Origin of the sequence: Naasia aerilata, assembly GCF_030296595.1 — a bacterium.
Classification (GTDB): domain Bacteria; phylum Actinomycetota; class Actinomycetes; order Actinomycetales; family Microbacteriaceae; genus Naasia; species Naasia aerilata.
This window is the reverse complement of the sequence record NZ_AP027731.1, coordinates 2,892,221-2,918,979: the sequence shown is the minus strand read 5'-3', so window position 1 is coordinate 2,918,979 and position 26,759 is coordinate 2,892,221. Positions and strand designations below refer to the sequence as shown.

The following is a 26,759-nucleotide window of genomic DNA, read 5'->3' as shown; positions in this document are numbered from 1 at the left end:
GCGCCGCCTCCGGCTCTCCGCCCGGGCCCGCCTCTGTGATCAGGATGGTCATGACGCCTCCTGCGGCACGAGGTCGACGAGAACCAGCTGCCACACGTGCGGCTCGGGCAGGATGGCGGTCGCGTACGCGCCGTCGACGGTCACGTCGACGTCGACGAGGCGAGGAGTGCGGTCCGGATCGGCGACGCGCACGCGGGGAACGCACCCGGCGACCGTCCGCAGCCGCAGCGTTCCGGTCCCGACATGCGCCGGCGTGGTCTTGGCCCCGTCCCAGAGCTGGACCTCCTGCCCGACGAGGTTGACGAGGTGGAGAACGAGGCGGCCGCCTGCAGTCGTGATCCGGCGCCAGACCGTGCCGGGCTGCGCCTCCGTGGCCACGACCGCGGACGCGTAGCTGACGTCGCAGTCGTCGTTGTACGCCCCCGCGAATGAGCGGGTCACGTCGGTGACCTCCCCGGCGGTGAGCACCTCGCCGTGCTCGACGAGGAAGTCGTACCAGCGGCGCAGCAGGCCGGCCGTCGAGTCCTCGACCTCGTGGTTGCGCACGTAGTAGGGGTCGACGAGGATCCGGTCAGCCTCCCCCGCCAGCAGCTGCGTCGCGCCGTGGGAGAACAGGGTGGCCATCGTGAACGACGTGGCCAGGTCGGCCGCGGGGGCAGGGACCGAGTCGTAGACGTGCTGATAGGCCGCGATCACGACCGGCTTTCCCGCGGCGACGCTGCGGGCGCGGGCGACGACTGCGCCGAGCGAGCTCAGCGTGGTCGTCGGGTCCCAGACCTCGATGTAGACGGCGTCCTGGGCGGCCGACGAGGTCCGCCAGGTCGGGAAGTCGTTGACGTTGTTGAAGACCAGCCGGGACTGCGGGAGCCGTTCGCGGACGCGGTCGATCAGCACTTCGAAGGCCTCGGCGAGGTCCGCGATCCCACCGTCGGCCCGGCGCGCCACCTTGGGGTAGCCGTACTGGTCGAGGTGGAAGCCGGCGAACCCGAGGTGCTCCGTCGCTGCTGCCAGATCGCCGGTGAAGTGCTCGAGCCAGTCCGGAGCCGAGGGATCGACGAGGAAGAGGAAGTCGCCCAGCCCGTAGGGAGCGCCGTCGCCGGCGAGGATCGCGTCGTGCTTCCACCGATCCCACTCGGCGGGGCCCACCGCGTACACGGCCGCATAGCCGAGGGCGCGGGATCCGGCTCCGTGCACAGCCCCGATCAGGCGGCGGACCGTCTCGAGCGCGACCGGCTGGTCGAGGGCGTCCGCGTACTCCTCGCCGCCACCGAGCAGGTCGGCGTGCCGGTAGGCCCAGTCGTAGAACTGGACATCGGTGAGGTGCAGCCGCCGGATGTTGTCCACGACCCCGGCGATGTCCCGGCCGGGCGCGAAGTCGACGACGAAGCCGTAGCGATGAGGTCTCGTGCCCGCACCGGTGACCTCGACGGCCGTGCGCAGCACGCCGTCCCCGGTGTCCAGCTCGACCCCGTAGCCGCCGGCAGGCAGCGTCCCCAGGTCGAGGAGTGCCTCCGGTCCCCCGGTCGTTCGGCGATCAGGTCGCCCAGCCGCCAGACGCGGACCGTGCCCCCTGCGCCGGCGCCCCGCCGCTCGATGCGGACCGCCTCCCCTCTGGGAAGGATGCGCGCAGCGGGAGAAGCTCGCCCGCGGTCATCCCTTCACCGCGCCGGTGGTGAGGCCCTGCACGAAGTAGCGCTGGAAGACCAGGAAGACGACCACGACCGGGATCACCGCGAGCAGCGACGCGGCGAAGACCAGGCCCCACTGCGTCGCGTTCTGGCCCTGGAACAGCTTGATGGCCACCGGCAGGGTGCGGTGGGCGGGCGAGTTGATGATGGTGAGCGACCAGACGAACTCGTCCCACGTCGCGAGGAAGGTGAAGATCGTCGCGGTCGCGAGCGCCGGCTTCGCGAGGGGCAGGGCGAGCCGCCAGTATCGCGTGAAGGCCCCCGCGCCGTCCACCTGCATCGCCTGGTCCAGCTCCTCGGGGATCGCCTCGAAGAAGCCGCGCAGCAGGAAGGTGTTGAGCGCGAGCGAGCCGGCGACGTAGAAGACGACCAGTCCCGCCAGGCTGTCGAGGAGCCCGAGGTTCTTGGCGAGCACGAACTGCGGGATGATCAGCATCATTGCCGGCACGACCAGCCCGATCAGCAGGATCCGGAAGATCAGCTCTCGTCCCGGGAAGCGGTACCGCGCGAAGCCGTACGCCATCATCGAGCTGAGCAGGACGGACAGGGCGGTGGAGATCACCGCGACGACCGCCGAGTTGAGGAAGTACAGCCCGAAGTCCTGCGTGGTGAGCGCCTGGGTGTAGTTGTCCGTCGTCGCCGGATTCGGGATGAACTGCGGCGGGACCGTGAGCACGTACGCCTGGCTCTTGAAGCTGGTCGACACCATGTACACGAACGGCGTCACCATGACGACGGCGCCGGCGATCAGGGCGGCGTACCGGAGGGTGGACGCCGCGCTCCGGCGAGCGCGGACGCCGCCGCCTCGGGAGTGCGGGCCGCCGGGCGCGGGACGGGCGAGCGAGGATGCGGCGGTCATGAGACGTCCAAGGCGCCCCGGTCGCGGAAGACCCGGAGCTGGATCACGGCGAGCACGAACACGAGCAGGGCGAGGAGGACCGCCAGAGCGGAGCCGTAGCCGAAGTCGAGGAAGGTGAACGCCTGCGTGTACATGTAGGTGAGGAGGACATCGGTCTGTCCGCCGGGGCCTCCCCGGTCATGACGAGGACCGAGGTGAAGACGTTGAAGCCGCCGATCACGAGCATGACGGTGACGAAGAGGGCCGCCGGCCAGATGGCGGGCAGCGTCACGGCTCGAAAGCGCTGCCACCGGCCGGCGCCATCCATCGTGGCTGCCTCCTCCAGCGACTGCGGGACGCCCTGCAGGGCGGCGAGGAAGATCATCATGGACCAGCCGATGCCCTTCCAGACCCCGAGTGCGCAGATCGCGATCAGGGCCGTCCATCGCCCCGAGAGCCAGGACACGTCGCCGTGCATGAGATGCAGGAAGTCGCCCAGCGTGAAGTTGACCAGCCCGCGGTCGGCGAACAGGTACTTGAACAGCAGCGAGACGACGACCCAGCTCGTGACGACGGGGAGGTAGTAGAGGACTCGGAAGAGCGGCTGGACGGGGCTCTTGCGCTTGAGGAGCAGGGCGATCGCGAGCCCGAGCACGATCTGCGGAGGAACGGTGAAGAGCATGTAGATGCCGCTGTTGGCGAGGCTCTGCCAGAAGTGCGGGTCCGCCATGGCACGGGCGTAGTTGTCGAGCCCGACCCACTCGCTGACCGCGCCGGCCACGATCTTCCAGTCGAAGAAGCTCATGGTGACCGCTTGCACGATCGGATACAGGATCGCGACGGCGAAGAGGAGGACGCCCGGAGCGATGAAGAGGTAGGGCACCGCGACCCGGCGCAGCGCGGCGGAGCGGGAGGGCGCGGGGCGGACCGGCCGGGCCGTGCCCGAGGCGGAGTCCGCCTCGGGCACGGTCACGTCCTGGTCGGCCAGGGTCAACGTCACTTGCCGTCCGCGAGCAGGGCGTCGATCTGCTCGGCAGCCTTCGTGAGGGCGTCCTGCACCGTCGTGGAGCCCTCGAAGGCCGGCGTCAGCTCCGTGTTGAGGATGGTGTCCACCTGCGAGGACTGCGGGATCGCGAGCCGCGACTTGGCCGTCTTGAGCTGCGTCGAGAAGGTCTCGTAGTAGGGGTCGATCGCGGCCTGCTGGTCGGCGAACGCGGGGATGACGGTCATCTGGCCCGTCTTCGCCATCTCCACCTGGAACTGCTCGGTCTGCGTGAACTCGATGAACTTCATCGCGGCATCCTGGTTCTTCGACGAGTTGGTGAGGACGATGTCCTCGCCGCCGACCACGCTGACCGATCCGCCGTCCCCGGCGGGGACCGGGGCGTAGATGGGCTGGAAGTCGGGATACTGCCCCGACCAGATGCCCTTCATCCACGGTCCGTCGAGGATGGTCGCGTACTGGCCGCCCGGAAGCCCGTCCGACGTGCCGGTCGCGCCCTGGTTGCCGGTGATGAGGTTGGGGATCTGCCCCTTCTTGTACAGGTCGACGAGCATCTGCACCGCTGCCACGCTCTTGGACCCGTCGAGGAAGCCGGATGCCTTCGTCAGGTCGTCGTTGGTGACCTCGCCGCCGCCGGACCACATCCACGGGAAGAGGTTCCAGCCGCCGAGTCCGCCGTCGGCGAAGACCGACATCCCGGTGCCCTGGAGGGCGTCCGCCATCTTCTCGACGTCGGCGAAGGTCGCGGGAGGAGCGCTCATCCCCGCGGCGTCGAGCGCCTTCTGGTCGGTGATGAGCACGCGCGTGTTGGTGTCGAGCGGCAGCCCGTAGTACTTGCCGTCGTAGAGGTTCGTGGAGAGCGACCCCGGGTAGGTGGCATCGGCGAGCTTCTGGAACCCGTCGAGCTTGTCGGAGAGGGGGACGAGGACTCCGAGGTCCGCGAGCTGCGGCACCCAGCCGAGGTCGGCCCGGACCAGGTCGGGCAGCTCGCCGCCCGCGGCGCTCGTGGTCAGCTTCTGCAGCAGGTCGTCGTACGGGATGTCGACGTACTCGATCTTGATGCCCGGGTTCTCCTTCTCGAAGGCCGGGATCAGGGTCTTGTTGAGGGCGTCCTGCTGGGTGGAGTTGCCGCCGTTGCCGTAGGAGCCCCAGAACGTCAGGGTCACGCTGCCGTCGTCGGAGCCGCCCCCTCCGGCCCCGGACGAGCAGCCGGCGGCGAGCAGTGCGACCGCGACGGTCGCGCTCGCCGCGGCGAGGATTGAGGTCGGACGCTTCATTGCGGTTCTCCTGTCGTGAGGGTAAGCGACGCGGTGCTGGCCGACGTCGCATTAGTTCTAGAGCAGAAGTAATTGCGAGTCAAGAACGAGGTTCGGCGCGTCCTGAGGCGCGTCGTTAGTTCATTGACGGAAGTTACTGGATGTGGGACTGTGGACCCCGTCCATCGATGGAAAGGCCCGGTTTTCGTGCAGACCGCCCCGCGCTGGAGCCCGCTGCCGGCTCCGGAACGCTCCGTGGCCCTCGAGGTTCTCATCCACGGGCCGATCTCGCGCAGCGACATCGCCCGGCGTCTCAACCTGTCTGCCGGATCCCTCTCGAGGCTGAGCGCGGGTCTCCTGCAGAGCGGCGTGCTCGTCGAGACCGGCGAGCTGAGCGAGGGCCGCGCCGGACGCCCCTCCCGGCCCCTAGACGTCGTTCCCGGCTCGCGCCACTTCCTGGGCATGAAGCTGACCGGTGAGGAGCTGCTCGGCGTGGTCACGGACCTGCGCGCCAACGTCCTCGACTCCTCCTCGGTGGTCCTCCCCTCCCGCGACCCGGAGAGCGTCGTGGAGACGGTCGCCCGCCTTGCCGAGCGGCTAAGCCGGAGCGTTGCGAGCATCACCGCGCTGGGCGTGGGTTTGGGCGGCCGCGTCGACCGGCGCTCGGTCGTCCTCAGCGCACCGTTCCTCGAGTGGACCGACGTCCGCTTCGGCGAGATGCTCGAGCGTCGCACGGGGCTGCGCACCGTCGTCGAGAACGACGTCGACGCCTTCACCGAGTACGAGCACTGGTTCGGCTCCGGTCGCGGGCTCGACCGGTTCGCCGTCCTCACCTTGGGCGTCGGGATCGGCTACGGCGCGGTCCTGCACGACCGGCTCCTCTCGAACCGCGACTCCGGGCTCGGACTGGTCGGGCACTGGCCGCTCGACCCCTACGGCCCGCTGTGCCCGCAGGGGCACCGTGGATGTGCGCGCAGCGTCCTCGCCTCCCCGGCGATCGCGCAGGCCATCGGCACGGCGCTCGGCCGGCCGATCGACTTCGACGAGGCGTGCCGATTGGCCGAGGCGGGCGACCCCATCGCCCGGCGGGTCATGGACGACGCCGGACGGGGCCTCGGCCGCCTGATCGCCGCCGTCGGGAATCTCACCCTGCCGGACCGGATCGTGCTGGGCGGGGAAGGCGTGCGGCTCGCCTCCATCGCCCGCGCCGCCGTCGAGGAGGGCATCGCGATCGACCGCGATCCACGCGCGACGCGGCTGGACATCGTGGCCACCTCCGGCGACAACATCGAGTGGTGCCGCGGAGCGGCCGTGATCGCGATCCAAGACTTCGTTCTCGACTCCACAGCCGGGCGGCTCTGAGCCGACGCCCTCCGTGGATAGGGTGCCTCGGTGACCTCCTCCCCCGTCGCCCGGGCCGCCGCGTGACCGACCGCATCGTCCTGGCCGGCGCATCCGGCTTCATCGGCCGGTACCTCGCGAGCGCGTTCCGTGCCGACGGCGCCGACGTGCGCACGGTCGGCCGACTCGGCGCCGACGCGGTCTGGGGGTACACCGAAAGCATCCGCCGCCTCCTCGATGGCGCCGACCTGGTGGTGAACCTGGCCGGGAAGAGCGTCGACTGCCGCTACAACCCGCGGAACCGGGCCGAGCTGCTCCGCTCCCGGGTGGCGACGACCACTGAGCTCGCCTCGGCGATCTCCGCCTGCGACGTCCCGCCGCCGGTGTGGATCAACGCCTCCACGGCGACGATCTACCGGCACGCGGAGGACCGCCCGATGACGGAGGACGGCGGCGAGCTCGGCGAGGGCTTCTCCGTCGGCATCGCGACCGCCTGGGAGCGGGCCTTCTTCGGCCCGCCGCTCCCGGGAACGCGCCGGGTGGCCCTGCGGATGTCGATCGTCCTCGGGGACGGGAGCGCGCTGCGCCCGCTCCTCGCGCTGACCCGGCTCGGCCTCGGCGGCACACAGCACGACGGCCGGTGGCCGGCCACGAGGGCCCGCCTCGCGGCCGGCACCTACCACCGCTTCCGAGCGCGAGATGGACGCCAGCGGTTCAGCTGGATCCACCTCGCCGACGTGCTCGGCATCGTCCGCTTCGTCCGCGAGCATCCCGAGATCGAGGGGCCGATCAACGCGACCGCGCCATCGCCGTCGGACAACCGCACCCTGATGCGGACGCTGCGCCGGATCGTCGGGATTCCCATCGGGATCCCGCTTCGGCGCTGGATGCTGGAGCTCGGCGCCATGGTGATCCGCACCGAGACCGAGCTGATCCTCAAGAGCCGCTGGGTCGTCCCGGAGCGGCTGCAAGAGGCCGGGTACCGCTTCCGGTTCGCGGAGCTGGAGCCCGCCCTCCGCGACATCGTCGCGTCCCGCAGGCGCTGACGTCGCCGGGCGCTCGGCTCGGGCGGCTCGGGCGGCTCGGCGCCGACCGAGCCGAGCCGAGCCGGCCGGGTCTAGCCGGCGGGCGGGGCCGCCGCGACATCGACCACCCATGTCACGCCGTACCGATCGGTGAGCATGCCGAATCCGGGGCTCCAGGCGGATGCGGCCAGGGGCTCCACGACGGACGCCCCCGCGGCGAGCGCCTCCCAGTAGCCCTGCACCTCGCCCAGCGAGGTGCCTCGGACCGAGACGAAGAACGGCTGGTCCGTGGTGGTGACCCCGTTCTCGCGGCGAGTCGCCCTGGGGGCGGGTGCATCCCCGCTCGGGGCACCGGGAACGTCGTACGCCATCACGCGGAAGCCGTTGCCACCGTCCACCTGCCCGAACACGACGTTCAGCGCTCCGGGCGCATCCTTCGGCATGCCGAAGTCGGAGTAGGTGGCGATCACGACCTCTCCCCCGAACACCGACTGGTAGAAGGCGAGCGCCTCACGCGCGTCTCCGTGGAAATTGAGATGGGTCGTCGTCGTGATGGTCATTTCTGCTCCTTGGAATGGTGCCCGGGCCTGTCCGGGATCTCCACGGTGACAGCCGTATAGGTCAGGTTCTGTCCTAGACCGGACCTAGGGTTGCGGGCATGGCGACAACCACCCCCGCCTCCTCTCCCTGCTTTCGCTGCTGCAGACAGGCAGGGAATGGCCTGGAGCCCGCCTGGGCGAGCGGCTCGGAGTCAGCCATCGAACCGTCCGGCGGGACATCGATCGCCTCCGCGCGCTCGACTACCGCATCGAGGCCACGATGGGGCCCGCGGGCGGGTATCGGCTGGCCGCAGGAAGCGACCTCCCGCCGCTGCTGTTCGACGACGAGCAGGCCGTCGCGCTCGCGGTCGCCCTGCAGACGGTCGTCGTCGCAGGGGCGGGAGTCGAGGAGGCGGCGCTGCGCGCCCTGACCACCGTGCGTCAGGTGCTGCCCACTCGACTGCGCTCCCGGCTGGACGCCATCCGGTTCACCAGCATCCCCGCCCGGCCTGAGGCGGGCGCCACGGCGGTGTCTCCCGCGGTGCTCGTCCTGCTGTCCGCCGCGGTGCGCAGCCATGAGGTGCTCCGCTTCGACTACGCACCTCCGGGCTCGGACGCGGCGACCGCACCGCCCCGCCGGGTGGAGCCGCACGCCGTCGTCGCCTCGCAGGGACGCTGGTACCTCGTCGCATGGGATCTCGAGCGCGACGACTGGCGCATCTTCCGGGCCGACCGCATGACCCCGCGGACCCCGACGGGACCTCGCTTCGCTCCTCGCGGCATTCCCGGCGGCGATGTCGCAGGCTTCGTGTCCGCCCGCTTCTCGGGCTCCGACCGACCCGGCAGTTGGCCGTGCATCGGCAAGGTCGTCCTCAACCGGCCTATCGCGGACGTCCTGCCCTTCGCCGGCGACGGCATCGTCCAGGAGCTGGACGGGCAGCGGTGCAGCCTCGAGGCCGGCGCCTGGTCCTGGATCGGCCTGGCCGCCTCGCTCAACCGCTTCGACACCGACGTCGAGGTCCTCCGCCCTCCCGAGCTTCGCGCCGCCTTCGCCGAGCTCGCGGCTCGCAACGCTGCGACCGCCGCCCCGTTGTCGGGCTAGGTCTCACGCCCGAGCGCTCAGTCGGGCAGTCGGAGGATCGGCTCCGCCTTCCCGAGCTCGTCCCCGATCCCGATGTCGACGAGGACGACCCGGCCGGCCAGCTCCTTCGCGGGCGACAGCAGCAGCCCGGCCTTCATGCCGCCGAAGGTCACGGTCACGTCGGCGGGCAGCACGACCGGATCCGGGACGGTGCCGTCGTCCGCGTCGATGCCGCTCGGGATGTCGACGGCCACGATCGTCGGCGCGTGCGGCCCGCCGAGGAGCGGCAGGATCGCGGCGACTACGTCTCGCGGTGTCCCGCTAAGGGCCGGCGAGCGGCCCGCCGAGCCCGTGCCGAACATCCCGTCGACGACCGCATCGGCGGCCGCGGCCGATTCGAGCACGTCGCCGCGGTCGATCACCGTCGCGCCGGCGGCCAGCGCGGCCGACAGGCTCTCCTCGTGGGTGCGCTCGAGCGCGAGCAGGATCTCGACCGCGACGCCGTCCGCGGCGAGCGCCGCACCCGCGTAGAGCGCGTCCCCGGCGTTGTTCCCGGGCCCCGCCAGCACCAGGACCCGCGGGCGTGCGCCGCGTTGGGCACCTGCCGCCCGGCGGTCCCGGAGGACACGGCGGAGCTCGTCCGCGAGGGCGTCGGCGGCGCGCTGCATCAGCGGCTCACCGGCGGCGAGGTGCGGCGCCTCGGCGGCGCGCACCTGAGCGGCGGAGTAGCCGACCTGCATCCCTGCTCCTCCGCTCCCGGCCCTAGTTGAGGGCGAGCTTCGCCCGGAGCTCCGCGTTGCTCGGCTCCACCAGGTGGCTGCCGTCCGGGAACACGATCACGGGGATGTTGGTGCGCCCGCTGATCGCGCGAGCGCGGTCGGCGGCGTCCTCGACGGCCTCCGTGTCGACGTAGTCGTACTCGATGCCCTCCGCGTCGAGCAGCGCCTTCGACCGGCGGCAGTCGCCACACCAGTCCGCGCCGAACATCACGATGGTCTTGTCAGCAGTATTCGCAGTCATCTCTCGGCCCAACCCGTCCCGCGCGAGCGGCATTCCCGCCCCCCAAGTGGCGGGGACCGCTCCTGCTGCTCGGTACGGTGATCGGAGGGGTGGCGGATGCAGTACATCGGGATCGACCTCGCCTGGAGCGAGGGGTCGGCTGGCAAGCTCGCGAACGAGTCGGGCTACGCCCTCCTGGACGAGCGCGGCGTGATCCGCGACGCCGGCTGGGTGCGCGGCATCGACGCCGTCGTCGAATGGCTCGAGGCCACCGCGGCTCCCGGGGCCGTCATCGCCGTCGACGCGCCCCTCGTCGTCGCGAACGCCGAGGGCATGCGGGAGTCCGAGCGGGAAGTGGCACGCCGGTACGGCCGCTGGCAGGTCTACGCGAACGCCAGCAACACGAGCGTCGCGTGGATGGGCGGGGTGACTCTCCGGCGGCGCCTGGAGCACCTCGGCTACACCTATCTCGACGGCAGCGCTCCGGCATCCGCCGACGCCCGCTCGTTCTTCGAGTGCTACCCGTACACGACCATTGTGGGCATGGAGGAGCTGGGGTACGAGCGGGAGCGTCCCCGGTACAAGCGGCTCGACAAGTCCCTGACCGCCGCGGAGGGACGCGCCCGCCGGGCCGTCGAGTTCGACGAGCTCCTCCGCCGCGTGGGTGCGCTGACCGACGCCGAGCCGCCCGTCGACCTCCGGTCCCACCCGCTCACGGCTCGGCTCCTCGACGAGCCGTCCACCGCCCAGGCGGCCGTGCACAAGCACCGGGAGGACCTCCTCGACGCCGTGCTCTGTGCGTGGACCGCCGCGATCTGGCATGTGCACGGCGACAGCCGCACGCAGGTGCTCGGTGCGACGGATGCCCTCGACGAGGACGGGAGGCGACCCACGATCATCGCGCCGGCTCGCCCCGAGCAGCGCCGGGAGGCGCCAGCCTCTCCGTCCAACGTCTCGATCCTGCATCCGCCTGCCATCCGCTCGATCGGGTCGGCCGCCTTCCGGGACGCCGCGGATGCCCATCCGGCCGGGAAGGGCCGGGTCTGGGCCGCGGCCGAGCCGTCGGCAGATCTCACGGTCGGGCTCGTCGACCTGACGACGGAGGGGCTTCGGTCGCGGGTGGACGCCGACGCGGACCTGCGGAGGGCCCTCACCGCTCTCCGGTCGGAGGTCGACCGCCTGCTCGGCTGGTGACCGCTTCCTCTCGCTCAGCAGGCACTCTCCTCCTCCGGCAGGCCGCATCGGCCCTATCCGGCCTGCCAGAGTCGGTTTCCGCCTGCTGAGGGAGAGGAGGAGGCGCCAGTAGAGCCGCCACGCCAGGCGTTCATGACGCCGCGTGTCAGCGGCCCTACCGCCTCGGGAGACCCGGTGGCAGAGTCGACGCACGCAGCGCGCCCCGCGAAGCCTCGCGTTCCTCCCCGGAACACGCCTGCGATTCCCGCACGCGGGAGTCGCACCCCGCCGACTCCCCGAATCGAAGGAGTCGACATGTCCACCGGAGCATCCGCCCCCGCCGAGACCACCGACGTCGAGATCCTCGGCGCTCACCTGGTGGGCAGCGTCAACCTGCCCGACGCCGCCGCGGTCTTCCGGGCCGCCGCGGAGCGCCTCGGCGGACAGCTGCGCCGCATCCCCGACGGCGAGGTCGGCGAGCGGTTCTACTGGATCCAGTTCCAGACGTTCCGCTTCGAGGGCACGCCCGGCCTCGCTCGGGTCGGCGACCAGCCGATCAAGGTCCGCGACACCTTCGACCAGCGGCCGTTCGCGCTGGACGGCACCGTCCCTGCGGAGGAGCTGGTCTTCCCGGACCTCGGCTACGCCGCCGCGGCGCTCGAGTCCTACCGGGAGTTCGCTCGGCTCCGCGAGGAGGGCGCCATCCCGGCCGAGACCCGGTTCCAGGTATCGCTGCCGACGCCCGCCGCGGTCGTCGGCGCGTTCATCGCGCCCCAGGACCGGGCCGCCGTCGAGCCGGTGTACGAGCGGGCACTGTTCGCTCAGCTGGACCGCATCCTCGACGGCATCCCGCACGGCGACCTGGCGGTCCAATGGGACACCGCGGTCGAGTTCGCGCTCATCGAGAGCGTCAGCATCCGCATCCACTCCCTCACCGCCTGGTTCGACGACGTGCTCGGCGGCGTCGTCGAGCGCGCCGTGCGGCAGGCGAGCCGGGTGCCGGAGGACGTCCAGCTCGGCTACCACCTCTGTTACGGCGACGTGGAGGAGCAGCACTTCGTGCAGCCCCAGGACGCGGGCAACCTCGCCGCGTTCCTCCGCGGGCTCCTCGCCGCCGCACCGCGCCGGATCGACTTCGTCCACCTTCCCGTGCCCATCGAGCGCGACGACGCCGCGTACTTCGCCCCGCTGCGGGACGTTCCCGTGCCCGAGGGCACCGACCTCTACCTCGGCCTCGTGCACCACGAGGACGGCGTCGCCGGCGCCGAGCGGCGGATCGCCGCCGCGCGCTCCGTGCTCCCCCGCTTCGGCATCGCGACCGAATGCGGCTTCGGCCGCGGGCCCGCCGAGCGCACCGCTCCCCTGCTCGACCTGCACCGGGAGATCGCCGAGGCCCACCAGCGCTGAGGCGCACGCCGCGCCCGGCGCCCGGCGGGGGCGTCCGTCCCCCGCCCCAACCTGCGACACCCCCTGGTGCGCACAGCCTCCGGTGACACCCTGAGGGGGTGGCAGTGGAGCTGGCCCCGATGCCCGGGGAGCGCCTGGACGGGTGGATGGCCGACAAGGTCTTCGCCTACGCCGAGTCGCGCGAGGCCGCCGGTGAGACGGCGGAGCAGGCCCACGCCCACGCCGAGCGCTCCATGCTCAGCTTCTTCCCGGAGGGCACGCCGCTCGCGGGACACTTCGTCTACCAGGTGATCGCGGACGACGTGCAGGTCGGCGGACTCTGGCTCGGCCCGCATCCACAGATCCCCGACGGCCGATCATGGTGGGTGTACGACATCGCCATCCTCCCCGAGTACCGGCGCCGCGGCTACGGGCGGCAGGCGATGCTGCTGGCCGAGGAGGAGGTCCGCAAGCTGGGCGGGACGGTCCTCGGCCTCAACGTGTTCGGCTTCAATGCGGCGGCGCAGGCGCTCTACGACTCGCTCGGCTACGGCGTCCACTCGATGCAGATGCGGAAGCGCCTGCGCTGACCGGCTTCCGACCGAGGTGACACCAGGTGCTGCCACCTCGCGCTGGAAACGACAACACGCGCCACCTCGGCGCCCGCGTCAGGCCTTCTTCGCGGCCGCCTTCGCCGCGCGCTTCGTCTCGCGCACCTTCGTGAGCGAGTCCGGGTCCACGATGTCGGCGACCGACCGGTAGCTGCCCTCCTCGCCGTACGCGCCGGCGGCGTCCCGCCAGCCTGCCGGATCGACGCCGTACTGCTTGCCGAGGAGCGCGAGGAAGATCTTCGCCTTCTGCTCGCCGAAGCCAGGCAGGGCCTTGAGCCGGCGGAGCACCTCGGGGCCGTCCGGCGCGTCCCGCGTCCAGATCGCCGACGCGTCGCCGCCCCACTCCTCCGCGATCGCCGCGCAGAGCGCTTGCGTCCGGCTCGCCATCGAGCCCGGGAAGCGGTGCACGGCGGGCGGAGTCCGGAACACCTCGGTGAGCCGCTCCTCCGACTCCCCGGCGATGGCCGCCGCGTCCAGCGAGCCGAGCCGGTCGCGCAGCTTCAGCGGCCCCGCGAACGCGGTCTCCATCGGAATCTGCTGGTCGAGCAGCATCCCGATCAGCAGGGCGAGCGGATCGCTCGAGAGCAGCGCGTCGGCGTCGGGATTGGCGGTGATGTGCAGGTCGGGCATGGCGTCATCCTTCCAGCGACAGCGCGCCCGTTCCACTCCCGGTGTACCCCGCTCGCTCGGTGCTGCCGGGTCCGAGAACCCGCACCGCAATGTCGGAAGAGCCCGCGGCGGAGGGCCGGGCACGGGTATCGGCCCGGAACGGCGGGGAAGGAACGGGTTCCGTGCACCGGCCCGACGGCGGCTTTCGGCGTCCCGGCGGGACAAAGGACCTACGCATCCTCGCTGTGCCACGCAAGTAGAACGGTCTGTTCCCGCGTGTCCCGCCCCCGTCGGCGAGCGACACGCCCCATTGCGCGCCCACGTACAGGGGCGTCTACTTTCGCCCCGATTTTCCGGGGTCCACCATGAACAGGTCCGCCGCAGTGACGCGGCTTGAACCCCCGCCGGTGGCCATCCCGACCACCTCAACGGGAGCCGAAGCGCGCCCTCCTCCGGCCGGAGTTGCCCCCACCCCGCCCGCTCACCCTCGAGGACGACCGATGACCATCGCGCCCGAAAGTCCCACCGCCTCCGCGCCCTTCGACGAGCTCTCCGAGCAGCTCGACGGCGCGCTGCACCGACCCGGTACCGCCGAGTTCCTCCACCTGGCCACCCCTTCAACCTCGCCGAGCAGACCTCTCCGCTCGCGGTCGTGGAGGCGGCGTCACCCGAAGACGTCGCCGCCGCGATCCGGTTCGCCGGCTCGCACGGCATCGAGGTCGGCGTTCGGCTGACCGGCCACGGGATCATCAACCACCTGGAGAACGTCCTGCTCGTGCATACCGGCCGGCTGGACGAGCTCACGGTGCACCCCGACGAGGCGTGGGTGCGCGTCGGAGCGGGCGTCCGGTGGGACCGGGTGCTGCAGGAGGCCGCCGTGTTCGGGCTGGCTCCCCTCGCCGGCTCCTCCCCCGACGTCGGAATCGTCGGCTACCTCACCGGCGGCGGCATCGGCCCGGTCGCGCGCACCTACGGAGTGGCCGCCGACCGGATCCGGGCGATCGAGGTCGTCACCGGCGACGGAGAGTTCCGCCGGGTCACCCCCACCGAGCACCCGGACCTGTTCTGGGCGCTCCGCGGCGGCAAGGGGGCTCTGGGGATCGTCACCGCCGTGGAGTTCGACCTCGTCCACCTGGTGGAGATCTACGGAGGTGCCGTCTACTTCGACGGCGCGGACGCCGAGAAGGTGCTCGACACCTGGGCGGAGTGGTGCCCCTCCCTCATCGAGGAGGGCACCACCTCGATCGCGATCCTCCGCCTGCCCGACGTGCCCTTCGTGCCCTGGCAGCTGGCGGGGAGGATGTCGGTCGCGGTGCGCTTCGCCTGGATCGGCGACCCCGCTGACGGCCAGCGCGTGTTCGCGCCAATGCTCGCCGCCGCACCGCCGGTGCTCGCGATGGTCGGCCCCATGCCGTACACCGAGCTGCGCCGCATCCACGCCGACCCCAGCGACCCCCTGCCCGTGCACGAGCACGCGGCCCTCCTGGACGAGCTCAACGACGACGTGCTGGATGCCCTCCTCGCTGCGGCCGGGCCCGATGCCGACGACTGCCGGCAGCTGATGGTGGAGATCCGCCAGCTCGGCGGCGCCGTCGCCATGGCGCAGGAGCACGCCAGCGCCCTCTGCCACCGGGACGCGGAGTACTCCTACCTCAGCATCGGGATCCCGGCCGGGCCGGATGCCGAGGCCACGATCCGGAACGCCGAGGACATCGGGCGGCTCATCGAGCCGTGGACGACCGGGGGCACCCTGCCGAACTTCGCCGCCAGCGACGACCCGCACGACGTCGTCCGCACCTACGATCGCGAGACGCTCGAGCGGCTCGCCGACCTCATCGAGACCTACGATCCGGACTCGGTGCTGCGCGCCGCGCGGCCCATCCGCGAGGCGCTTCTGCTGTCCGTGCCGGAGGACTGACCGGGGGTCGCGATCCCGCCGAGCCGCCGTCCCGCGTCCTCTCCCGCCCCAGTTGAGGACCCACCCCGGGACGGCGGCTCGGTGGCCCGTCGGGGCATCCGATGAGTCGCCTCAGCCCCGCTGGTGCTCGACTGCCGCGACGGCGAGCCGGACCCACTCGTCAGCCTCGGACAGCGGCACCGCCACCCAGTCCTTGAACTGGCGTCCGGGACCCGGCTCGAACACCATCGCCCCGTCGAGGCGGAGGGCGGAGGCGAAGACGTCGCTGTCCCGGCCGAGCTTGACGGCGAGCCGGTCCTGCGTCAGGCAGGCCACCATCTTGCCGCCCGTCGTGATGCACGGCCGTCCCATCATCTGGGAGCGCTTCACGTCCGGCCCGAGCGCGGCCAGCACCTCGTCGAACTGCGCCTCCGCCTCCGGCGTCGTGGCGTCCTGCTTCACGGGATCTCCTTCCGGCCGGGGCTCGTCGACGCCATCCTGCCGGGCTCCGCCTCTCAGAGCGAGACCGAGTGGTTCTCCCCCACGTCGGGCTGCCCGCCGGTGACCGCCGCCTTCGCGTACTTCAGCAGAGCGACCGGCTTCGGGTCGGTCATCGCCCAGAACTCCGCGCTCTCCGCGTTCACCTTGAGGAGGGCGATGTGCGGGTCGTCCTTGCCGTCCTTGAACCAGGCCTGGGCGCCCGCGTTCCAGTACTCGTCGATCTTCGCCCGGTCGTGCACGAGCTGGGCCCGGCCGGAGAGCGAGAGGTATCCCTTGCCCGACTCGAAGGACACGTTCACGTGGCTGTCATGCTGGATCTGGTGCACCTTCTCGGAGTCGTCCGAGACGAAGAACCACACGTCGCCGTCGAATTCGACGTCGACCGTCGCGAGCGGCCGGCTGACCAGCCGCCCGTCCTCGGTCATCGTGGTGAGCACCGCGATGCGCGAGCCCTTGATGATTGTGCCGATCTGTTCCAGCTCGTCCTTCGTCGCCGTCGTCACGTGCTCCTCCTTCGTCTCTGCGGCGGTCGCCGCTCCGCCCCGACGCTAGGGCCGGAGGCTCACAGTGCACTGGGCGTCCGACATCGTTGAGCGCTGTCCCTCAGCGGGCGGCCGACCGTACTCCCACCGGCCGCCGCTCGCTCGCTACTCTGAGCGCGTCGCGGCGACTCGGCCCGCGGGCGAGGAGGCAGGATGACCGCCGACGTGCCCGCCGTGCATCCCGACTACGCGCCGCTCACCGCACCCGTCACCCGCGCGGAGATCGAGGAGTTCCGCCGCCGGTCGAAGGCTGCGGGAGCCCCTGGTCGCGGCGACCCGATCCGACCGGGACGGGCACCGGCCCCGCGGCCGCCGGCCGCCTGATCCCGGCCATCGTGCCCGCCATCGGCTTCGCTTTCGTCGCCCTGATCCTCGGTCCGCAGCTCGGCTCCATCTCGGGCGCCGTCTTCCGCGGCCTGTTCGAGGCGCCCTTCCCCTTCAACCTGATCTCGCTCGGCGTCTTCGCCTTCTGGCTCGTCGTGGCCGGGGTCGTCGTCTTCGGCGTCCTGCGGCTGATCCTCAACCTGGGCTTCCCGCGCGGCTGGTGGGAGGCCGCGCTGCGCCTCACCCGCTTCGCGGCCGCGAACGGCCTCGTCTACGGCCACGAGGAGTCGGTCGCCTACCCCGGCTCCGTCTTCCAGGTGGGCACGAGGCGCGTCGCCGAGCGCCGGCTCAGCTCGGCCGCGGGCCGGCACACCGAGATCGGCAACTACCGGTACGTGGTCGAGTCGAGCGGCGAGAACAAGACCGTCACCGTCCACCGCTGGGGATACATCGCCGTGGGGCTCGACCGGAACATGCCGCACATGCTCCTCGACTCCCGCGCCAACGACTGCAGCGTCTTCGGCATCCGGAGCAGCAACCTGCCGATCCAGTTCGATCGCGATCAGGTGCTCTCGCTCGAGGGCGACTTCGACCGGCACTTCACGCTGTACGCGCCCCAGGAGTACGAGCGGGACGCGCTCTACGTCTTCACGCCGGACCTCATGGCGCTGCTGATCGACGAGGCGGGCGGCTTCGACGTGGAGATCGTGGACGACACGATGTTCATCTACTCGGCCACCCCGTTCGACCTCCTCTCCCCCGCGACCTACGAGCGGATGCGCGCGATCGTCGCCACGGTCGGCGCCAAGACCCTGCACCAGACCGCCCGCTACGCCGACGAGCGGGTCGGCGACCGCCTGCGCAACGAGGTCGCTCCGCCCGGCCGCCGGCTGCGCCGGCGGACGCCGTGGCTTGCGATCGTCCTCGGAGTCGCCATCACCGCCTGGTGGATCTGGGACACCTTCTTCTCGTCGCTCTTCTGAGCCGCTGCGACACACGGCTAGGCGTCGCAGGCGACCCCGTCCCCGTCGCGATCGAGCTGGTAGACGTCGGTGCCGACGACGTAGACCGGTCCGCCCGTGTAGGCCGGGCCGTTGCCGCTCCCGCCTGCGCAGTCCACGTCCGAGGCGATCGGGACGCACTGGCCTGAGTAGTTGGGGTCGCAGCCGTTGTCCACCGGGGCCGGGGCGGGTGCAGGCGCTTCGACCACGGGCGCCACGTAGCTTCCTACTGCGGTCACCTCGTCGACCGCCGGCGTCGTCACGATGTCGCTGACCTGCTCCCGGGAGACCTCCTTGCCGTCGTGCAAGGTGACTCGGAAGGTCTTGGTGCGGACGCCGTTCGCCCCCACCTGGGTGATCACGCTGGTGCCGGCGTCCCGGTTCGGGTCGTCCACCGCGGTCTGCGCATACGGCACGGCCTCGGTGGCAACGGCAGTCGTGAAGGTCTCCGTGGGCGTCTTCTTCGGCGCTGGCGCGGGTGCGGGGGCGGCAGTCGGCGTGCTGAACTCGCCGACCGCCGATACGTCCTGCGCGAGCTCGGTCCGGCCACTGTTCCCGGCGATGGCGGCTGTACCGAAGGCGAGGACGATGACGGCGCCGACGGCGAAGCCGATGGTGCGCGGGCGGATCAGGTCGCTCAGCTTGGCGGTGCGCCGGGGTCGATTCACGCGATCTCCTCGTTGAGAAAGGGGCAATGCCTCAGGATGGTGTGCCCCGGTGCTTTGCCGCCACTCCGACACGACAGATCGCGGCGCGCCCCGCAACCCTGGTGATCCGCGTTCGGAGGGTGCGAGAGTGAGCCCATGGCCGATACCAATGAGGATGTCGCCCGCGCCATCTCCGGGCACTCCTTCGAAGCAGCCCTTCCGTCCCTCGCCGACGACATCGTGTGGACGCTGGTCGGAGAGGAGCCGATCCGCGGCAAGGACGCCGTGATCACGCTCCTCCAGGCGACCGCGGCGGAGGTGGCCTCCACCACCTCCGACTTCCGCTCGTTCCGCACCTTCGTGGCCGGCGACGCCGTGGTCGTGGACAGCGTGGCCGAGTACGTCGCGGCGGACGGGGACCGCACGGTCGTCGCATCCTGCGACATCTACGAGTTCACCGACGGGATGCTGACGGAGATCCGCTCCTACAACATCGAGTTGCCGGAGTAGCGAGGCGCAAGCCCCGCCCGGCTTCCGGAGCTCAGCCCGCGGGTGCGGTGGCGGGGGTGTCGGACGGCGTCGGCTCGGGTTCCGTGGACGGCGCCGCCGAGGGTACGGGCTCCGGCTCCGCTGGTTCGGGGTCAGCGGGTGCCGTCTCCTCCGGCGCCGGCTCGTCGTCCGCGTCCGTGGCGGGGGTCTCCTCCTCCGGCTCCGGGGTCGCGTCGGGGGTGGGCGCGATCGACGGTGTCGGCATCGGAGTCGGCGCTGTCGCTGCGGGGACGGCGCTCGGATCCTTCTGGATCGTCGCCGCGATGCGGCTCTTGATGTCGTCGAGCCGCGCCTGGAGGTCCGCGAGCGGGATGTTCTGGATGTTCTGACCGAACTCGGCGAGTTCCTGCCAGAGGGCCGCCAGGTCGGTCATGGTCGCGTCGCTGAGCGGGCCGCTCAGCGTCAGCACCAGTTGGGAGGCGAGCGCGTAGGTGACGCAGTCGACGCAGTTGTAGTTGACCGCTTCCGCGAGGTTCTGCGGCACGACCACGTCCGCCTGCCCGACGACGAGGACGACCTGGAAGCCGACCGCGACGGCCGCGCAGCCGGTGCAGCTTGCGAACGCGTACGCCTCGTTCGTCGTGTCCACGGTGTCGTCCTCGACCCAGACGAGCGCGAACGCCACGTCGTAGTCGACGGTGCCGTCCGTGGTGTTGACGGCGAGAGCTTGGCTGCTGCCGTCCTTGGGCGGGGCCGGCCGGTCGAAGGGGAACACCCACGCGGGCGCGGATGCCTCGCCGCCCGCGCCCGCGCCCGCGCCCGTGTCCGAGTCCGTGGCCGTGTCGCCGGCCGTTCCGGAGGCGGTTCCCGCACTCCCCGTCCGGGGCAGCAGGACGAGCGAGAGGGCCGGGTCGTCGGCGGTCGGCTTCGGTCCGTCGCCGGGCCACAGCACGACCTGCTGGCCCGTCTCACCGGCCGCGACGGCGCCCGTGCCGGGCGCGAGGGACCGCACCGCCGAAGTCACCGTGCCCGCCTCGTAGGACTGCACGGGGCGATACGTGCTGGTGGAGGGCCACCAGGCGAATCCGAGCGCGGCGATGACCGCGACCGCGACGAGCCCGGCGAGGGTGCGCTGGACCGGCCGCCCTTCGGTCCGCCGCCACGCGCCCCGCACGGACTGCCGCACGAGGCGGACGAGGAGGTAGGCCATCCCTGCTACCGGGATGGCGATGGCCACGATCGCGAGCGCCGCGACGACGACGCCGCCCGCATCCCCCGCGCCCGCAGCGTGCCCGAGCGCCGCGGACTGCTTGGCTGCGCTGGCCAGGGCGGTGCCGACCACGCGCGGGAAGCCGAGGATCATCAGCACCACGCTCAGCAGCAGCATCGGCACCACGATCAGGACCCACGCGGTGATGGTGATCCGTGCGCCGGGCTTCAGCGCGCGCGTGTCGGCATCCTTCCAGTGCCAGGGCAGCAGGCCGCGCAGGGTGGGGCCGATCCGCTGGAAGAGGTCGGGGACGCCGGTGACGTCGGCGAGCACGTGGTAGCCGTCGAACCGGACCATGGGCGTCAGCTGGCGGACCATGAGGAGGATCTGGCTCGCGACGACGAGCAGGAGCGCCTCGTCGTGGCTGACGAACCAGACCGCGACGACCACGACCGCGACGATGGCGTTGAAGTAGAGACCGCCGAGATCGGTTCGGATGCGGCCCCAGCGGCCCAGGCGGTACGAGTCGGTGACATCGGTGTAGAAGGCCGGCCACACGAGGTAGAGGCCCGCGCCCATCTTCCCCGGTGCCGCTCCGCCCCGGGTGGCCGCCGCCGCGTGCCCGAACTCGTGGAAGCCCGCCGAAAGCAGGGTGATCACGAAGACGAGGAGCAGCAGTGCGGGCCGGTCGAACGCCTGCCGGGTGGCCGCCGCCAGACCGCGCTCGAAGAGGAGCCACCAGCAGATGACGGCGAACGCCGCGAGGACCGGCACGGCGAGGAACGGTGTGAAGAGCGCGGCGAACGGCGCGGTGATCCTGCGGGTGCGCTCCGCGTCGGTGACCGCGATCCGGAACCTCATGCGCAGCAGCGGGTCGCCGCGCTTGACGGCCGGCTCGCTGCCGTCCGGCAGACGCAGGAGGCCGAGCGGCAGGAGCTTCGACGTGACCAGCGTGCCGATGTCGTCCGCGCTGACGGCCCGGCGGAGGCGAGCGGAGACGGCGTCGGCCACCTCCGCAGGCGTCCTTCTGCCATCGATCTCATCGAGGACGGCGTAGAGCAGCGGGGTCAGCTGCAGGACCTGCCCGTCGCCGCGGCGCACCAGAGCGGGCGGCGTCCGGTACCCGGACCCGCCCATCTCCCCCAGCAGCTGCACGCCGTCCGCGCGCACGAGCGCATCGCTGCCCGGGTCGGGAGCCGGCGCCCCGCTCGCGAGGGGCGGGGCGCCGGCGTCGACCGTCATCCGCTACTGCTGGAGGTCGGACTGCTGATCGGCCGTCGCCGTGGCGGCCCCGTCGATCTGCTGGTTGATGATGGCGTCCTGCTGCGAGATCGCCGTCGCCTGGCTGTCGATCGTGCCGATGTTGGCCGCGACCGCCGCATCGATGGGAGCGGCGACGTTCGCGTTCGCCGCGACCGCTCCGTTGATCGGGGCGGCGAGCCCCGCGTCGGCGGCCAGGTCGACGTTGACGTTGAGCAGGCTGCCGCTGAGCGTCGACGACAGGTCGGGCACGGCCGCGCCGGCATCGGGCAGCACGGTGCTCGGGTCCGGCAGCACGGTGCCTGCGTCGGGCAGGGTGCCGCCGGCCACCGCGCCCGCGTCGGGAAGAGTGCCGTCGGTCACAGCGCCCGCGTCGGGGAGGGCCGTGGCCGTGGGGGCGGCCGTCGCGTCGGCGGCGCCCGCGTCGGTCCCTGTCGCAGCCGCCGGTGCCGCCGCATCGGTGCCGGCAGCGGTGGCATCCGGCGCGCTTGCCTGGTCGAGGACGCTGTCCTGCGTGGAGTCCGCGGTGGCGTCGGCGGTGATGCCCTGGCTGATGAGCGCGCCCTGGTCGGAGAGCGCCTGCGCCGTCGAGCCGTCGGACAGGATGTTCGCTCCGACGGCCGCGTCGATCGGCGCAGCGACGTTCGCGTTCGCGGCGACCGCGAGGTCGATCGGCGCGGCGACGTCGAGATTGAGGTCGAGGTCGGCGTTGAGGTCCAGGATCGACGCCACCTCCTTGTCGGGCAGGGCGACGACGGACTCGGCGTCGAGTTCGTCCTGGGACAGCGGCGGAAGTGCTTCGTCGTTCACGGGTCTCTCCCTGGGTAGTGGGCGCAGAGATCTGCGGTTTCCTCACGTTGACGGTAGGGATGCCCCCGCCCGGAGAGGGAGGGGTTGCGGAACGCCCCCGTTTTCTGGCAGGACCCTGCTCGTCCCCTGTGTGACAGCCAGGAGGAGCAACAGAGAGGAGGTGGCCCGAACTCGCCGTGGGATGCGGCCGATGGGCCTTCGAGAGAGCGCTCACCCGTCACAGGGCTGATCGATGGAGAGGGTCCGCAGCTGTGCTCATGCGCGTCCTTCGCCTCTTGACGCGGAAGCAGATATTCACGTTAATCGGCATCAACATGAAAACCTCGCGGCAGTACGTGCAGACACAGCGAGCGCGGGCCGCCGAGGAGACGCGCGAACGCATCCTCGACGCGTTCGTGGGCCTCGTCATCTCGCGCTCGTCCGTGGCGATTCCGCTCCAGGATGTAGCGCGACAGGCCGGAGTCACGGTCCAGACGATCCTCCGCCGCTTCGGATCTCGAGACCGGCTCTTCGACGAGGCGCTCGTGCACGGTCAGGCGATGATCGCCGGCGAGCGCGAGGCTCCCGCTGGCGACGCGGTCGTAGCCCTGTCGGTCCTCGTCGACCACTACGAGCTGCGCGGCGATGCCGTGCTCGCACTGCTCGCCACCGAGAACGCCGACCCCCGCATCGCGAGGATCGTGGACGCGGGCCGGGAGACCCATCGGCGATGGGTGGCCGAGGTCTTCGCCGACGCACTCCTCGCGCGCAGTCCCGACGATCGCGTCGACACAGCCCGACTGCTCGTCGTCGCCACGGACGTCTACGCCTGGAAGCTCCTGCGTCGCGACATGGCGCTCACCCGCTCCGACGCCGAGCGGCACCTCCTGCGCCTGGTCGGCGCTGTCCTCTCCGCGAACTGATCAGGAGATCGCATGTCCCGCATCGTCTTCCTCACCCTCGACGGCGGCGGCAACGTCGCCCCTGCACTGGCGATCGGCCACCAGCTGGCCGCAGCCGGCCACCGGGTCCGCTTCCTCGCCGACGAGCGCCAGCTCCCCCGGCTCGCCCGGGAGGGCTTTGCAGCAACCCCGTACCGGCACGCCGCGGGATGGCATCCCGTGGACGCCTCCTCGTCCCTTGCCGGCATCCTGGCGTTCTCGCGGATGCTGGCCGATCGCGGCTACGCCGCCGACCTCGCCGACGCGCTCGCTGTCGAGCCGGCGGACGTCGTCGTGCTCGATGCGCTCCTTGCCGGCGCCGTCGCTCCGGCCAAGGCGTTCGGCGTCCCGATCGCCGTCCTGATGCACTCGTTCGCGCAGTTCTTCCTCAGCAGCCCCGGCGTCCGCGCGGCAGGCGCGCTGCACGGCCTGCGACCGGTCGCGACGTGGTCGGCCGCGGACGCCATCCTCGTGGCAGCCGATCGGCAGCTGGACCCGGCGTCGGGTAGGCGGGTCCCCGCCAACCTGAGGTGGACCGGCGTCGCCGAGGACGCCCTCCCCTGCCGGCACGACGCCCGGGGCATCCCCGACCGTCCTGCTGAGCCTGAGCACCGTCGCCGCACCCGGTCAGCGCCGGGTCCTGCAGAACGCGCTGGACGCCGTCGCGACGCTCCCGATCTCGGGAACCGCCACGACGGGCCCCGCGCTCGATCCGGCCCTCTTCCGTGCAGGCCCGAACACCCGGCTCGTTGCATCCGCCCCGCACGGCGAGATCTTGCCCTCCTGCTCGGCGGTGATCGGGCACGGCGGCCACTCGACCACCATGCGCGCGCTGTTGCACGGCCTGCCGCTCGTGGTGATCCCGTGCGACACCCGCATCGACCAGCCGGCGGTCGCGAGAGCCGTCGAGCGGGCGGGAGCCGGGATCGCCCTGCCCAAGAAGGCGTCGCCGGAGCGGATCCGTGCCGCGCTCACGACGGTCCTCGAGGATCCTCGCTACCGGGAGGCCGCGGGTCGCATCGGCGACCGCCTCCGTGCCCAGCACGGGACCGCACGGGCGGCGGCGGCCGTTCTCGAGCTGGCAGGGACCACCGCCCAAGTCTGAACGGGACCGGCCTGCCAGCCCGGTTCAGCGCCCCTCTGGTGGCCCGTCGCGACTCCAGGGGGTGACCGGTCGCTCCAGGCGCTCGCCGTCGATCTCCAGGTCGACGTGCTCCTGGAAGAACGCGACGAGTCCCCGCACCTCCGACGCGTCGTGGCGAGGCTCCGCGTATGTCCACGCCACGTCGATCTGCGGGCCCTCCTCCGTGTGCGCCGTCAGATAGGACGCGCGGCCCTTGTAGGCGCACCAGGTCACGGTCTCCGTGGGCGTGAGGCGCACCCCGATGTCCTCGGCCGGCAGGTAGTAGCGGACCGGAAGCATCGTCTCCAGCAGGATCGACGCGCGCCGGGTGTCGGCCAGCACCTGGTCCCCCAGCATCACCCGGACCCGTCGAGAGGCCGGCACGACCTCGATGCGGTGCAGCGGGTCCCGCGGGTGGGCCACGACCACCTGGTCCTCCTCGCGCCACTCGTCCATGCCGCGGAAGTCGAGCAGCACCCGCCCCTCGAGGTCCGGGTCCGCGGGCCGGAACGCCCGCACAGTTCTTACGGATCCTCGCACCCGGACCTCCAGGAACTCCCCCTCGGTCGTGTGCAGATCGAAGGGCACGGACGGGTCGAGGACCGGTCGCCGCACGTAGGCCGCCGCCTGCTCCCCCGACAGCGACGACGATGACGGGACCAGCTCCCCGTCGATGTCCGACTCCGGCACCGCATACCGGGGCGTGACGTAGCGCGGCTCCCAGACCAGCACCGCGGCGGCGCTGTCGACCATGGTCCGATCCTCGATTCGCCCACGGACGCGCTTGGGTGTCGGGGCGTAGCGCAGCGCGGGCAGCTGCGCGCGGAGCAGGTCGATGAGCTGAACTGCCATGGGGCCTCCCGGTTCGCCGCACAGGCTACGCGCCGGACCCGGCTCTCGGCACCCGCGATCGGCCCATGCGGCGGGCGGCGCTCGCGCCCTCTTCTGCGCAGCTCCTGCTGCGGGCTAGCGCACCGGAGCACTCCCTCGCAACCGTGTCCACCCGGTTCCGCGCCTCGCCGGGCCGCACCTAGGCTGGCCCGCGGCGGCGGCCGAAAGAGGCCGCCGAACAGGAGGAACCATGAGCACCGAGGTCGCCCAGGAGCACGCGCAGGGCTCCAAGCTGAAGCAGGGCATCACCGGTCCCCTCCTGTACCTGTTCATCCTCGGGGACGTCCTCGGGGCGGGGATCTACGCCCTCGTCGGCGTCCTGTCGAAGGAGGCGGGCGGGGCAATCTGGGCGCCGATGGTGCTCGCCCTGGTCCTTGCGCTGCTCACGGCCGGCTCGTACGCGGAGCTGGTCACCAAGTACCCGAGGGCGGGCGGCGCCGCCGTATTCGCCGAGCGCGCGTACAAGACGCCGATCGTGTCCTTCCTCATCGGCTTCTCGATGCTCGCGGCCGGGCTCACCTCCGCGGCCGGCCTCTCGCTGGCGTTCGCCGGCGATTACTTCGCGACCTTCCTCGACGTCCCGCCGCTGCCCGTCGCGCTCGTCTTCCTCCTCCTCGTCGCCCTCCTCAACGCCCGCGGCATCAAGGAGTCGATGCGCAGCAACATGGTGATGACCGTCATCGAGCTGAGTGGCCTCGTCCTCGTCATCGTGGCGGTCGCCGTCATGCTGGGCGGAGGCGGCGGCGACGTCAGCCGCGTCGGCCAGTTCCCCGCGGACAGCAGCCCCTCCTCGCGACGCTCGGCGCCGCGATCATCGCCTACTACTCGTTCGTCGGCTTCGAGACCTCGGCGAACGTGGCCGAGGAGGTCGCCAACCCGTCGAAGGTGTACCCCCGGGCGCTCTTCGGCGCGCTGCTGACCGCGGGCGTCGTGTACGTCCTCATCGGGCTCGCGAGCTCCATCGCGCTGCCGCCGTCGAAGCTCTCCGCCTCGAGCGGCCCGCTCCTGTCGGTCGTCTCGGCGACCGGGGTGCCGATCCCCGACTGGGTGTTCAGCCTCATCGCCCTCGTCGCCGTGGCCAACGGTGCGCTGCTCACGATGATCATGTCGAGCCGCCTCGCCTACGGGATGGCGGAGCAGGGGCTCCTTCCCAGCGTCCTCGGAAAGGTGCTCCCGAACCGCAGGACACCGTGGGTCGCGATCCTCGCCACGACGGTGGTCGCGATGATCCTCACCCTGGTCGGCGACCTGTCGACCCTTGCCGAGACCGTCGTGTTCCTGCTGCTGCTCGTGTTCCTCAGCACCAACATCGCCGTGCTCGTGCTGCGGAAGCAGACGGTGGAGCACGCGCACTTCCGGGTCTGGAGCGCCGTCCCCATCCTCGGGGTGCTGTCCTGCCTGCTGCTGCTCAGCCAGCAGCGGTGGCAGGTCTGGCTGTTCGCGGGGATCTTCCTCGCGGTCGGCGTCGTCCTCTACTACGTCGCGAAGGTGACGCGGGCGAAGGTCGCCGGCCGGCGCTGACCCCGGGAGTGCGTCCCAGTGCCGCCGTCGCGACCGCGCCGCGGAGTCGGCGTAGGGCCCGCGCGCCGGTCGTC

27 protein-coding genes and 1 pseudogene are annotated in these 26,759 nt (G+C 71.7%); 13 read left to right on the top strand and 15 right to left on the bottom strand.

The annotated features are described in order from the left end of the window. Nucleotides 1–48: 48 nt before the first annotated feature. From QUE51_RS15110 to QUE51_RS15095, 4 genes are all read right to left on the bottom strand, one after another. On the bottom strand, nt 49–1,488 hold the full coding sequence (locus QUE51_RS15110) for a glycoside hydrolase family 66 protein (protein WP_286279424.1): 1,440 nt from the start codon (nt 1,486–1,488) through the stop codon (nt 49–51). Nucleotides 1,489–1,650: 162 nt separating this feature from the next. Continuing rightward, nucleotides 1,651–2,547: a carbohydrate ABC transporter permease gene (locus QUE51_RS15105; protein ID WP_286277186.1), complete on the bottom strand. Its 897-nt coding sequence runs from the start codon at nt 2,545–2,547 to the stop codon at nt 1,651–1,653. Between the two features lie 43 nt (nt 2,548–2,590). Next, nucleotides 2,591–3,526: a carbohydrate ABC transporter permease gene (locus QUE51_RS15100; RefSeq protein ID WP_286277185.1), complete on the bottom strand. Its 936-nt coding sequence runs from the start codon at nt 3,524–3,526 to the stop codon at nt 2,591–2,593. Further along, nucleotides 3,523–4,806, bottom strand: coding sequence for an extracellular solute-binding protein (locus QUE51_RS15095; RefSeq protein ID WP_286277183.1), 1,284 nt, complete (start codon nt 4,804–4,806; stop codon nt 3,523–3,525). The genes QUE51_RS15100 and QUE51_RS15095 overlap by 4 nt, the downstream gene beginning before the upstream one ends. A gap of 234 nt (nt 4,807–5,040) precedes the next feature. Here QUE51_RS15095 and QUE51_RS15090 point away from each other — a divergent pair, with 234 nt between their 5' ends. After that, nucleotides 5,041–6,147, top strand: coding sequence for an ROK family transcriptional regulator (locus QUE51_RS15090; protein WP_286277182.1), 1,107 nt, complete (start codon nt 5,041–5,043; stop codon nt 6,145–6,147). A gap of 62 nt (nt 6,148–6,209) precedes the next feature. Then, nucleotides 6,210–7,172 (top strand): epimerase, encoded by a 963-nt coding sequence (locus tag QUE51_RS15085; RefSeq protein ID WP_286277181.1) that lies wholly within the window; start codon nt 6,210–6,212, stop codon nt 7,170–7,172. A gap of 71 nt (nt 7,173–7,243) precedes the next feature. Here QUE51_RS15085 and QUE51_RS15080 read toward each other — a convergent pair whose 3' ends face one another. Continuing rightward, the gene (locus QUE51_RS15080) at nt 7,244–7,711 is read right to left on the bottom strand and encodes a VOC family protein (protein ID WP_286277180.1); all 468 of its coding nucleotides are present in this window, start codon (nt 7,709–7,711) and stop codon (nt 7,244–7,246) included. A gap of 127 nt (nt 7,712–7,838) precedes the next feature. Here QUE51_RS15080 and QUE51_RS15075 point away from each other — a divergent pair, with 127 nt between their 5' ends. Continuing rightward, nucleotides 7,839–8,792, top strand: a complete 954-nt coding sequence (locus QUE51_RS15075; RefSeq protein WP_286279422.1) for a helix-turn-helix transcriptional regulator — start codon at nt 7,839–7,841, stop codon at nt 8,790–8,792. A 17-nt stretch (nt 8,793–8,809) separates the two neighbouring features. Here the strand turns inward: QUE51_RS15075 and QUE51_RS15070 are convergent, their stop codons facing one another. Further along, nucleotides 8,810–9,511 carry an NAD(P)H-hydrate epimerase gene (locus tag QUE51_RS15070; protein WP_286277179.1) on the bottom strand — a complete coding sequence of 234 codons (702 nt, stop codon included), beginning with the start codon at nt 9,509–9,511 and terminating at the stop codon, nt 8,810–8,812. A 22-nt stretch (nt 9,512–9,533) separates the two neighbouring features. Continuing rightward, nucleotides 9,534–9,791 carry a glutaredoxin family protein gene (locus tag QUE51_RS15065; protein WP_286277178.1) on the bottom strand — a complete coding sequence of 86 codons (258 nt, stop codon included), beginning with the start codon at nt 9,789–9,791 and terminating at the stop codon, nt 9,534–9,536. A gap of 96 nt (nt 9,792–9,887) precedes the next feature. Here QUE51_RS15065 and QUE51_RS15060 point away from each other — a divergent pair, with 96 nt between their 5' ends. From QUE51_RS15060 to QUE51_RS15050, 3 genes are all read left to right on the top strand, one after another. Further along, nucleotides 9,888–10,964: a DUF429 domain-containing protein gene (locus QUE51_RS15060; protein ID WP_286277177.1), complete on the top strand. Its 1,077-nt coding sequence runs from the start codon at nt 9,888–9,890 to the stop codon at nt 10,962–10,964. A gap of 294 nt (nt 10,965–11,258) precedes the next feature. Beyond that, nucleotides 11,259–12,350, top strand: coding sequence for a hypothetical protein (locus QUE51_RS15055; protein WP_286277176.1), 1,092 nt, complete (start codon nt 11,259–11,261; stop codon nt 12,348–12,350). 98 nt (nt 12,351–12,448) lie between these two features. Beyond that, nucleotides 12,449–12,919 (top strand): GNAT family N-acetyltransferase, encoded by a 471-nt coding sequence (locus QUE51_RS15050; RefSeq protein ID WP_286277175.1) that lies wholly within the window; start codon nt 12,449–12,451, stop codon nt 12,917–12,919. Nucleotides 12,920–12,997: 78 nt separating this feature from the next. On the opposite strand, the gene QUE51_RS15045 is transcribed toward QUE51_RS15050, so the two are convergent. Continuing rightward, entirely contained in the window at nt 12,998–13,570 is a 573-nt protein-coding gene (locus tag QUE51_RS15045) for an HhH-GPD-type base excision DNA repair protein (RefSeq protein WP_286277174.1), read from the bottom strand. Between the two features lie 631 nt (nt 13,571–14,201). Here QUE51_RS15045 and QUE51_RS15040 point away from each other — a divergent pair. After that, entirely contained in the window at nt 14,202–15,467 is a 1,266-nt protein-coding gene (locus tag QUE51_RS15040) for an FAD-binding oxidoreductase (protein WP_286277173.1), read from the top strand. Between the two features lie 111 nt (nt 15,468–15,578). Here QUE51_RS15040 and QUE51_RS15035 read toward each other — a convergent pair whose 3' ends face one another. Then, entirely contained in the window at nt 15,579–15,908 is a 330-nt protein-coding gene (locus QUE51_RS15035; RefSeq protein ID WP_286277172.1) for a hypothetical protein, read from the bottom strand. A 53-nt stretch (nt 15,909–15,961) separates the two neighbouring features. Further along, on the bottom strand, nt 15,962–16,450 hold the full coding sequence (locus QUE51_RS15030) for a pyridoxamine 5'-phosphate oxidase family protein (RefSeq protein ID WP_286277171.1): 489 nt from the start codon (nt 16,448–16,450) through the stop codon (nt 15,962–15,964). A gap of 192 nt (nt 16,451–16,642) precedes the next feature. On the opposite strand from QUE51_RS15030, the gene QUE51_RS15025 reads away from it, so the two are divergent. Both QUE51_RS15025 and QUE51_RS15020 read left to right on the top strand, forming a co-directional pair. Next, the gene (locus QUE51_RS15025) at nt 16,643–16,813 is read left to right on the top strand and encodes a hypothetical protein (RefSeq protein WP_286277170.1); all 171 of its coding nucleotides are present in this window, start codon (nt 16,643–16,645) and stop codon (nt 16,811–16,813) included. 11 nt (nt 16,814–16,824) lie between these two features. Further along, nucleotides 16,825–17,796 carry a hypothetical protein gene (locus tag QUE51_RS15020; protein ID WP_286277169.1) on the top strand — a complete coding sequence of 324 codons (972 nt, stop codon included), beginning with the start codon at nt 16,825–16,827 and terminating at the stop codon, nt 17,794–17,796. A 17-nt stretch (nt 17,797–17,813) separates the two neighbouring features. Here the strand turns inward: QUE51_RS15020 and QUE51_RS15015 are convergent, their stop codons facing one another. Then, nucleotides 17,814–18,482 carry a G5 domain-containing protein gene (locus QUE51_RS15015; protein WP_286277168.1) on the bottom strand — a complete coding sequence of 223 codons (669 nt, stop codon included), beginning with the start codon at nt 18,480–18,482 and terminating at the stop codon, nt 17,814–17,816. Between the two features lie 135 nt (nt 18,483–18,617). On the opposite strand from QUE51_RS15015, the gene QUE51_RS15010 reads away from it, so the two are divergent. Next, a complete protein-coding gene (locus QUE51_RS15010) occupies nt 18,618–18,971 on the top strand; it encodes a nuclear transport factor 2 family protein (protein WP_286277167.1) in 354 nt (117 codons plus the stop codon). A gap of 31 nt (nt 18,972–19,002) precedes the next feature. Here QUE51_RS15010 and QUE51_RS15005 read toward each other — a convergent pair whose 3' ends face one another. Both QUE51_RS15005 and QUE51_RS15000 read right to left on the bottom strand, forming a co-directional pair. Beyond that, nucleotides 19,003–21,402, bottom strand: a complete 2,400-nt coding sequence (locus QUE51_RS15005) for a procyclic acidic repetitive family protein (protein WP_286277166.1) — start codon at nt 21,400–21,402, stop codon at nt 19,003–19,005. Nucleotides 21,403–21,405: 3 nt separating this feature from the next. Further along, nucleotides 21,406–22,230, bottom strand: coding sequence for a peptidoglycan-binding protein (locus QUE51_RS15000; RefSeq protein WP_286277165.1), 825 nt, complete (start codon nt 22,228–22,230; stop codon nt 21,406–21,408). A 335-nt stretch (nt 22,231–22,565) separates the two neighbouring features. Here QUE51_RS15000 and QUE51_RS14995 point away from each other — a divergent pair, with 335 nt between their 5' ends. Then, nucleotides 22,566–23,132, top strand: coding sequence for a TetR/AcrR family transcriptional regulator (locus tag QUE51_RS14995; RefSeq protein ID WP_286277164.1), 567 nt, complete (start codon nt 22,566–22,568; stop codon nt 23,130–23,132). On the opposite strand, the gene QUE51_RS14990 is transcribed toward QUE51_RS14995, so the two are convergent. Next, a complete protein-coding gene (locus tag QUE51_RS14990) occupies nt 23,133–23,576 on the bottom strand; it encodes a hypothetical protein (protein WP_286277163.1) in 444 nt (147 codons plus the stop codon). Nucleotides 23,577–23,745: 169 nt separating this feature from the next. Here QUE51_RS14990 and QUE51_RS14985 point away from each other — a divergent pair, with 169 nt between their 5' ends. Then, nucleotides 23,746–24,255: a glycosyltransferase gene (locus QUE51_RS14985; protein ID WP_350226785.1), complete on the top strand. Its 510-nt coding sequence runs from the start codon at nt 23,746–23,748 to the stop codon at nt 24,253–24,255. A gap of 24 nt (nt 24,256–24,279) precedes the next feature. Here the strand turns inward: QUE51_RS14985 and QUE51_RS14980 are convergent, their stop codons facing one another. Beyond that, nucleotides 24,280–25,125 carry a DUF427 domain-containing protein gene (locus tag QUE51_RS14980; protein ID WP_286277162.1) on the bottom strand — a complete coding sequence of 282 codons (846 nt, stop codon included), beginning with the start codon at nt 25,123–25,125 and terminating at the stop codon, nt 24,280–24,282. A gap of 229 nt (nt 25,126–25,354) precedes the next feature. Here QUE51_RS14980 and QUE51_RS14975 point away from each other — a divergent pair. Then, nucleotides 25,355–26,685: pseudogene (locus QUE51_RS14975) on the top strand (APC family permease). Nucleotides 26,686–26,759: the final 74 nt, after the last annotated feature.

Excerpts from the sequence above, each read along its gene's own strand:
- QUE51_RS15080 (WP_286277180.1), bottom strand. The coding sequence starts at position 7,711 with ATGACCATCACGACGACGACCCATCTCAATTTCCACGGAGACGCGCGT.
- QUE51_RS15105 (WP_286277186.1), bottom strand. The coding sequence starts at position 2,547 with ATGACCGCCGCATCCTCGCTCGCCCGTCCCGCGCCCGGCGGCCCGCAC.
- QUE51_RS15045 (WP_286277174.1), bottom strand. The coding sequence starts at position 13,570 with ATGCCCGACCTGCACATCACCGCCAATCCCGACGCCGACGCGCTGCTC.
- QUE51_RS15070 (WP_286277179.1), bottom strand. The coding sequence starts at position 9,511 with ATGCAGGTCGGCTACTCCGCCGCTCAGGTGCGCGCCGCCGAGGCGCCG.
- QUE51_RS15005 (WP_286277166.1), bottom strand. The coding sequence starts at position 21,402 with ATGACGGTCGACGCCGGCGCCCCGCCCCTCGCGAGCGGGGCGCCGGCT.
- QUE51_RS15010 (WP_286277167.1), top strand. The coding sequence starts at position 18,618 with ATGGCCGATACCAATGAGGATGTCGCCCGCGCCATCTCCGGGCACTCC.
- QUE51_RS15025 (WP_286277170.1), top strand. The coding sequence starts at position 16,643 with ATGACCGCCGACGTGCCCGCCGTGCATCCCGACTACGCGCCGCTCACC.
- QUE51_RS15055 (WP_286277176.1), top strand. The coding sequence starts at position 11,259 with ATGTCCACCGGAGCATCCGCCCCCGCCGAGACCACCGACGTCGAGATC.
- QUE51_RS15060 (WP_286277177.1), top strand. The coding sequence starts at position 9,888 with ATGCAGTACATCGGGATCGACCTCGCCTGGAGCGAGGGGTCGGCTGGC.
- QUE51_RS14980 (WP_286277162.1), bottom strand. The coding sequence starts at position 25,125 with ATGGCAGTTCAGCTCATCGACCTGCTCCGCGCGCAGCTGCCCGCGCTG.
- QUE51_RS15095 (WP_286277183.1), bottom strand. The coding sequence starts at position 4,806 with ATGAAGCGTCCGACCTCAATCCTCGCCGCGGCGAGCGCGACCGTCGCG.
- QUE51_RS15065 (WP_286277178.1), bottom strand. The coding sequence starts at position 9,791 with ATGACTGCGAATACTGCTGACAAGACCATCGTGATGTTCGGCGCGGAC.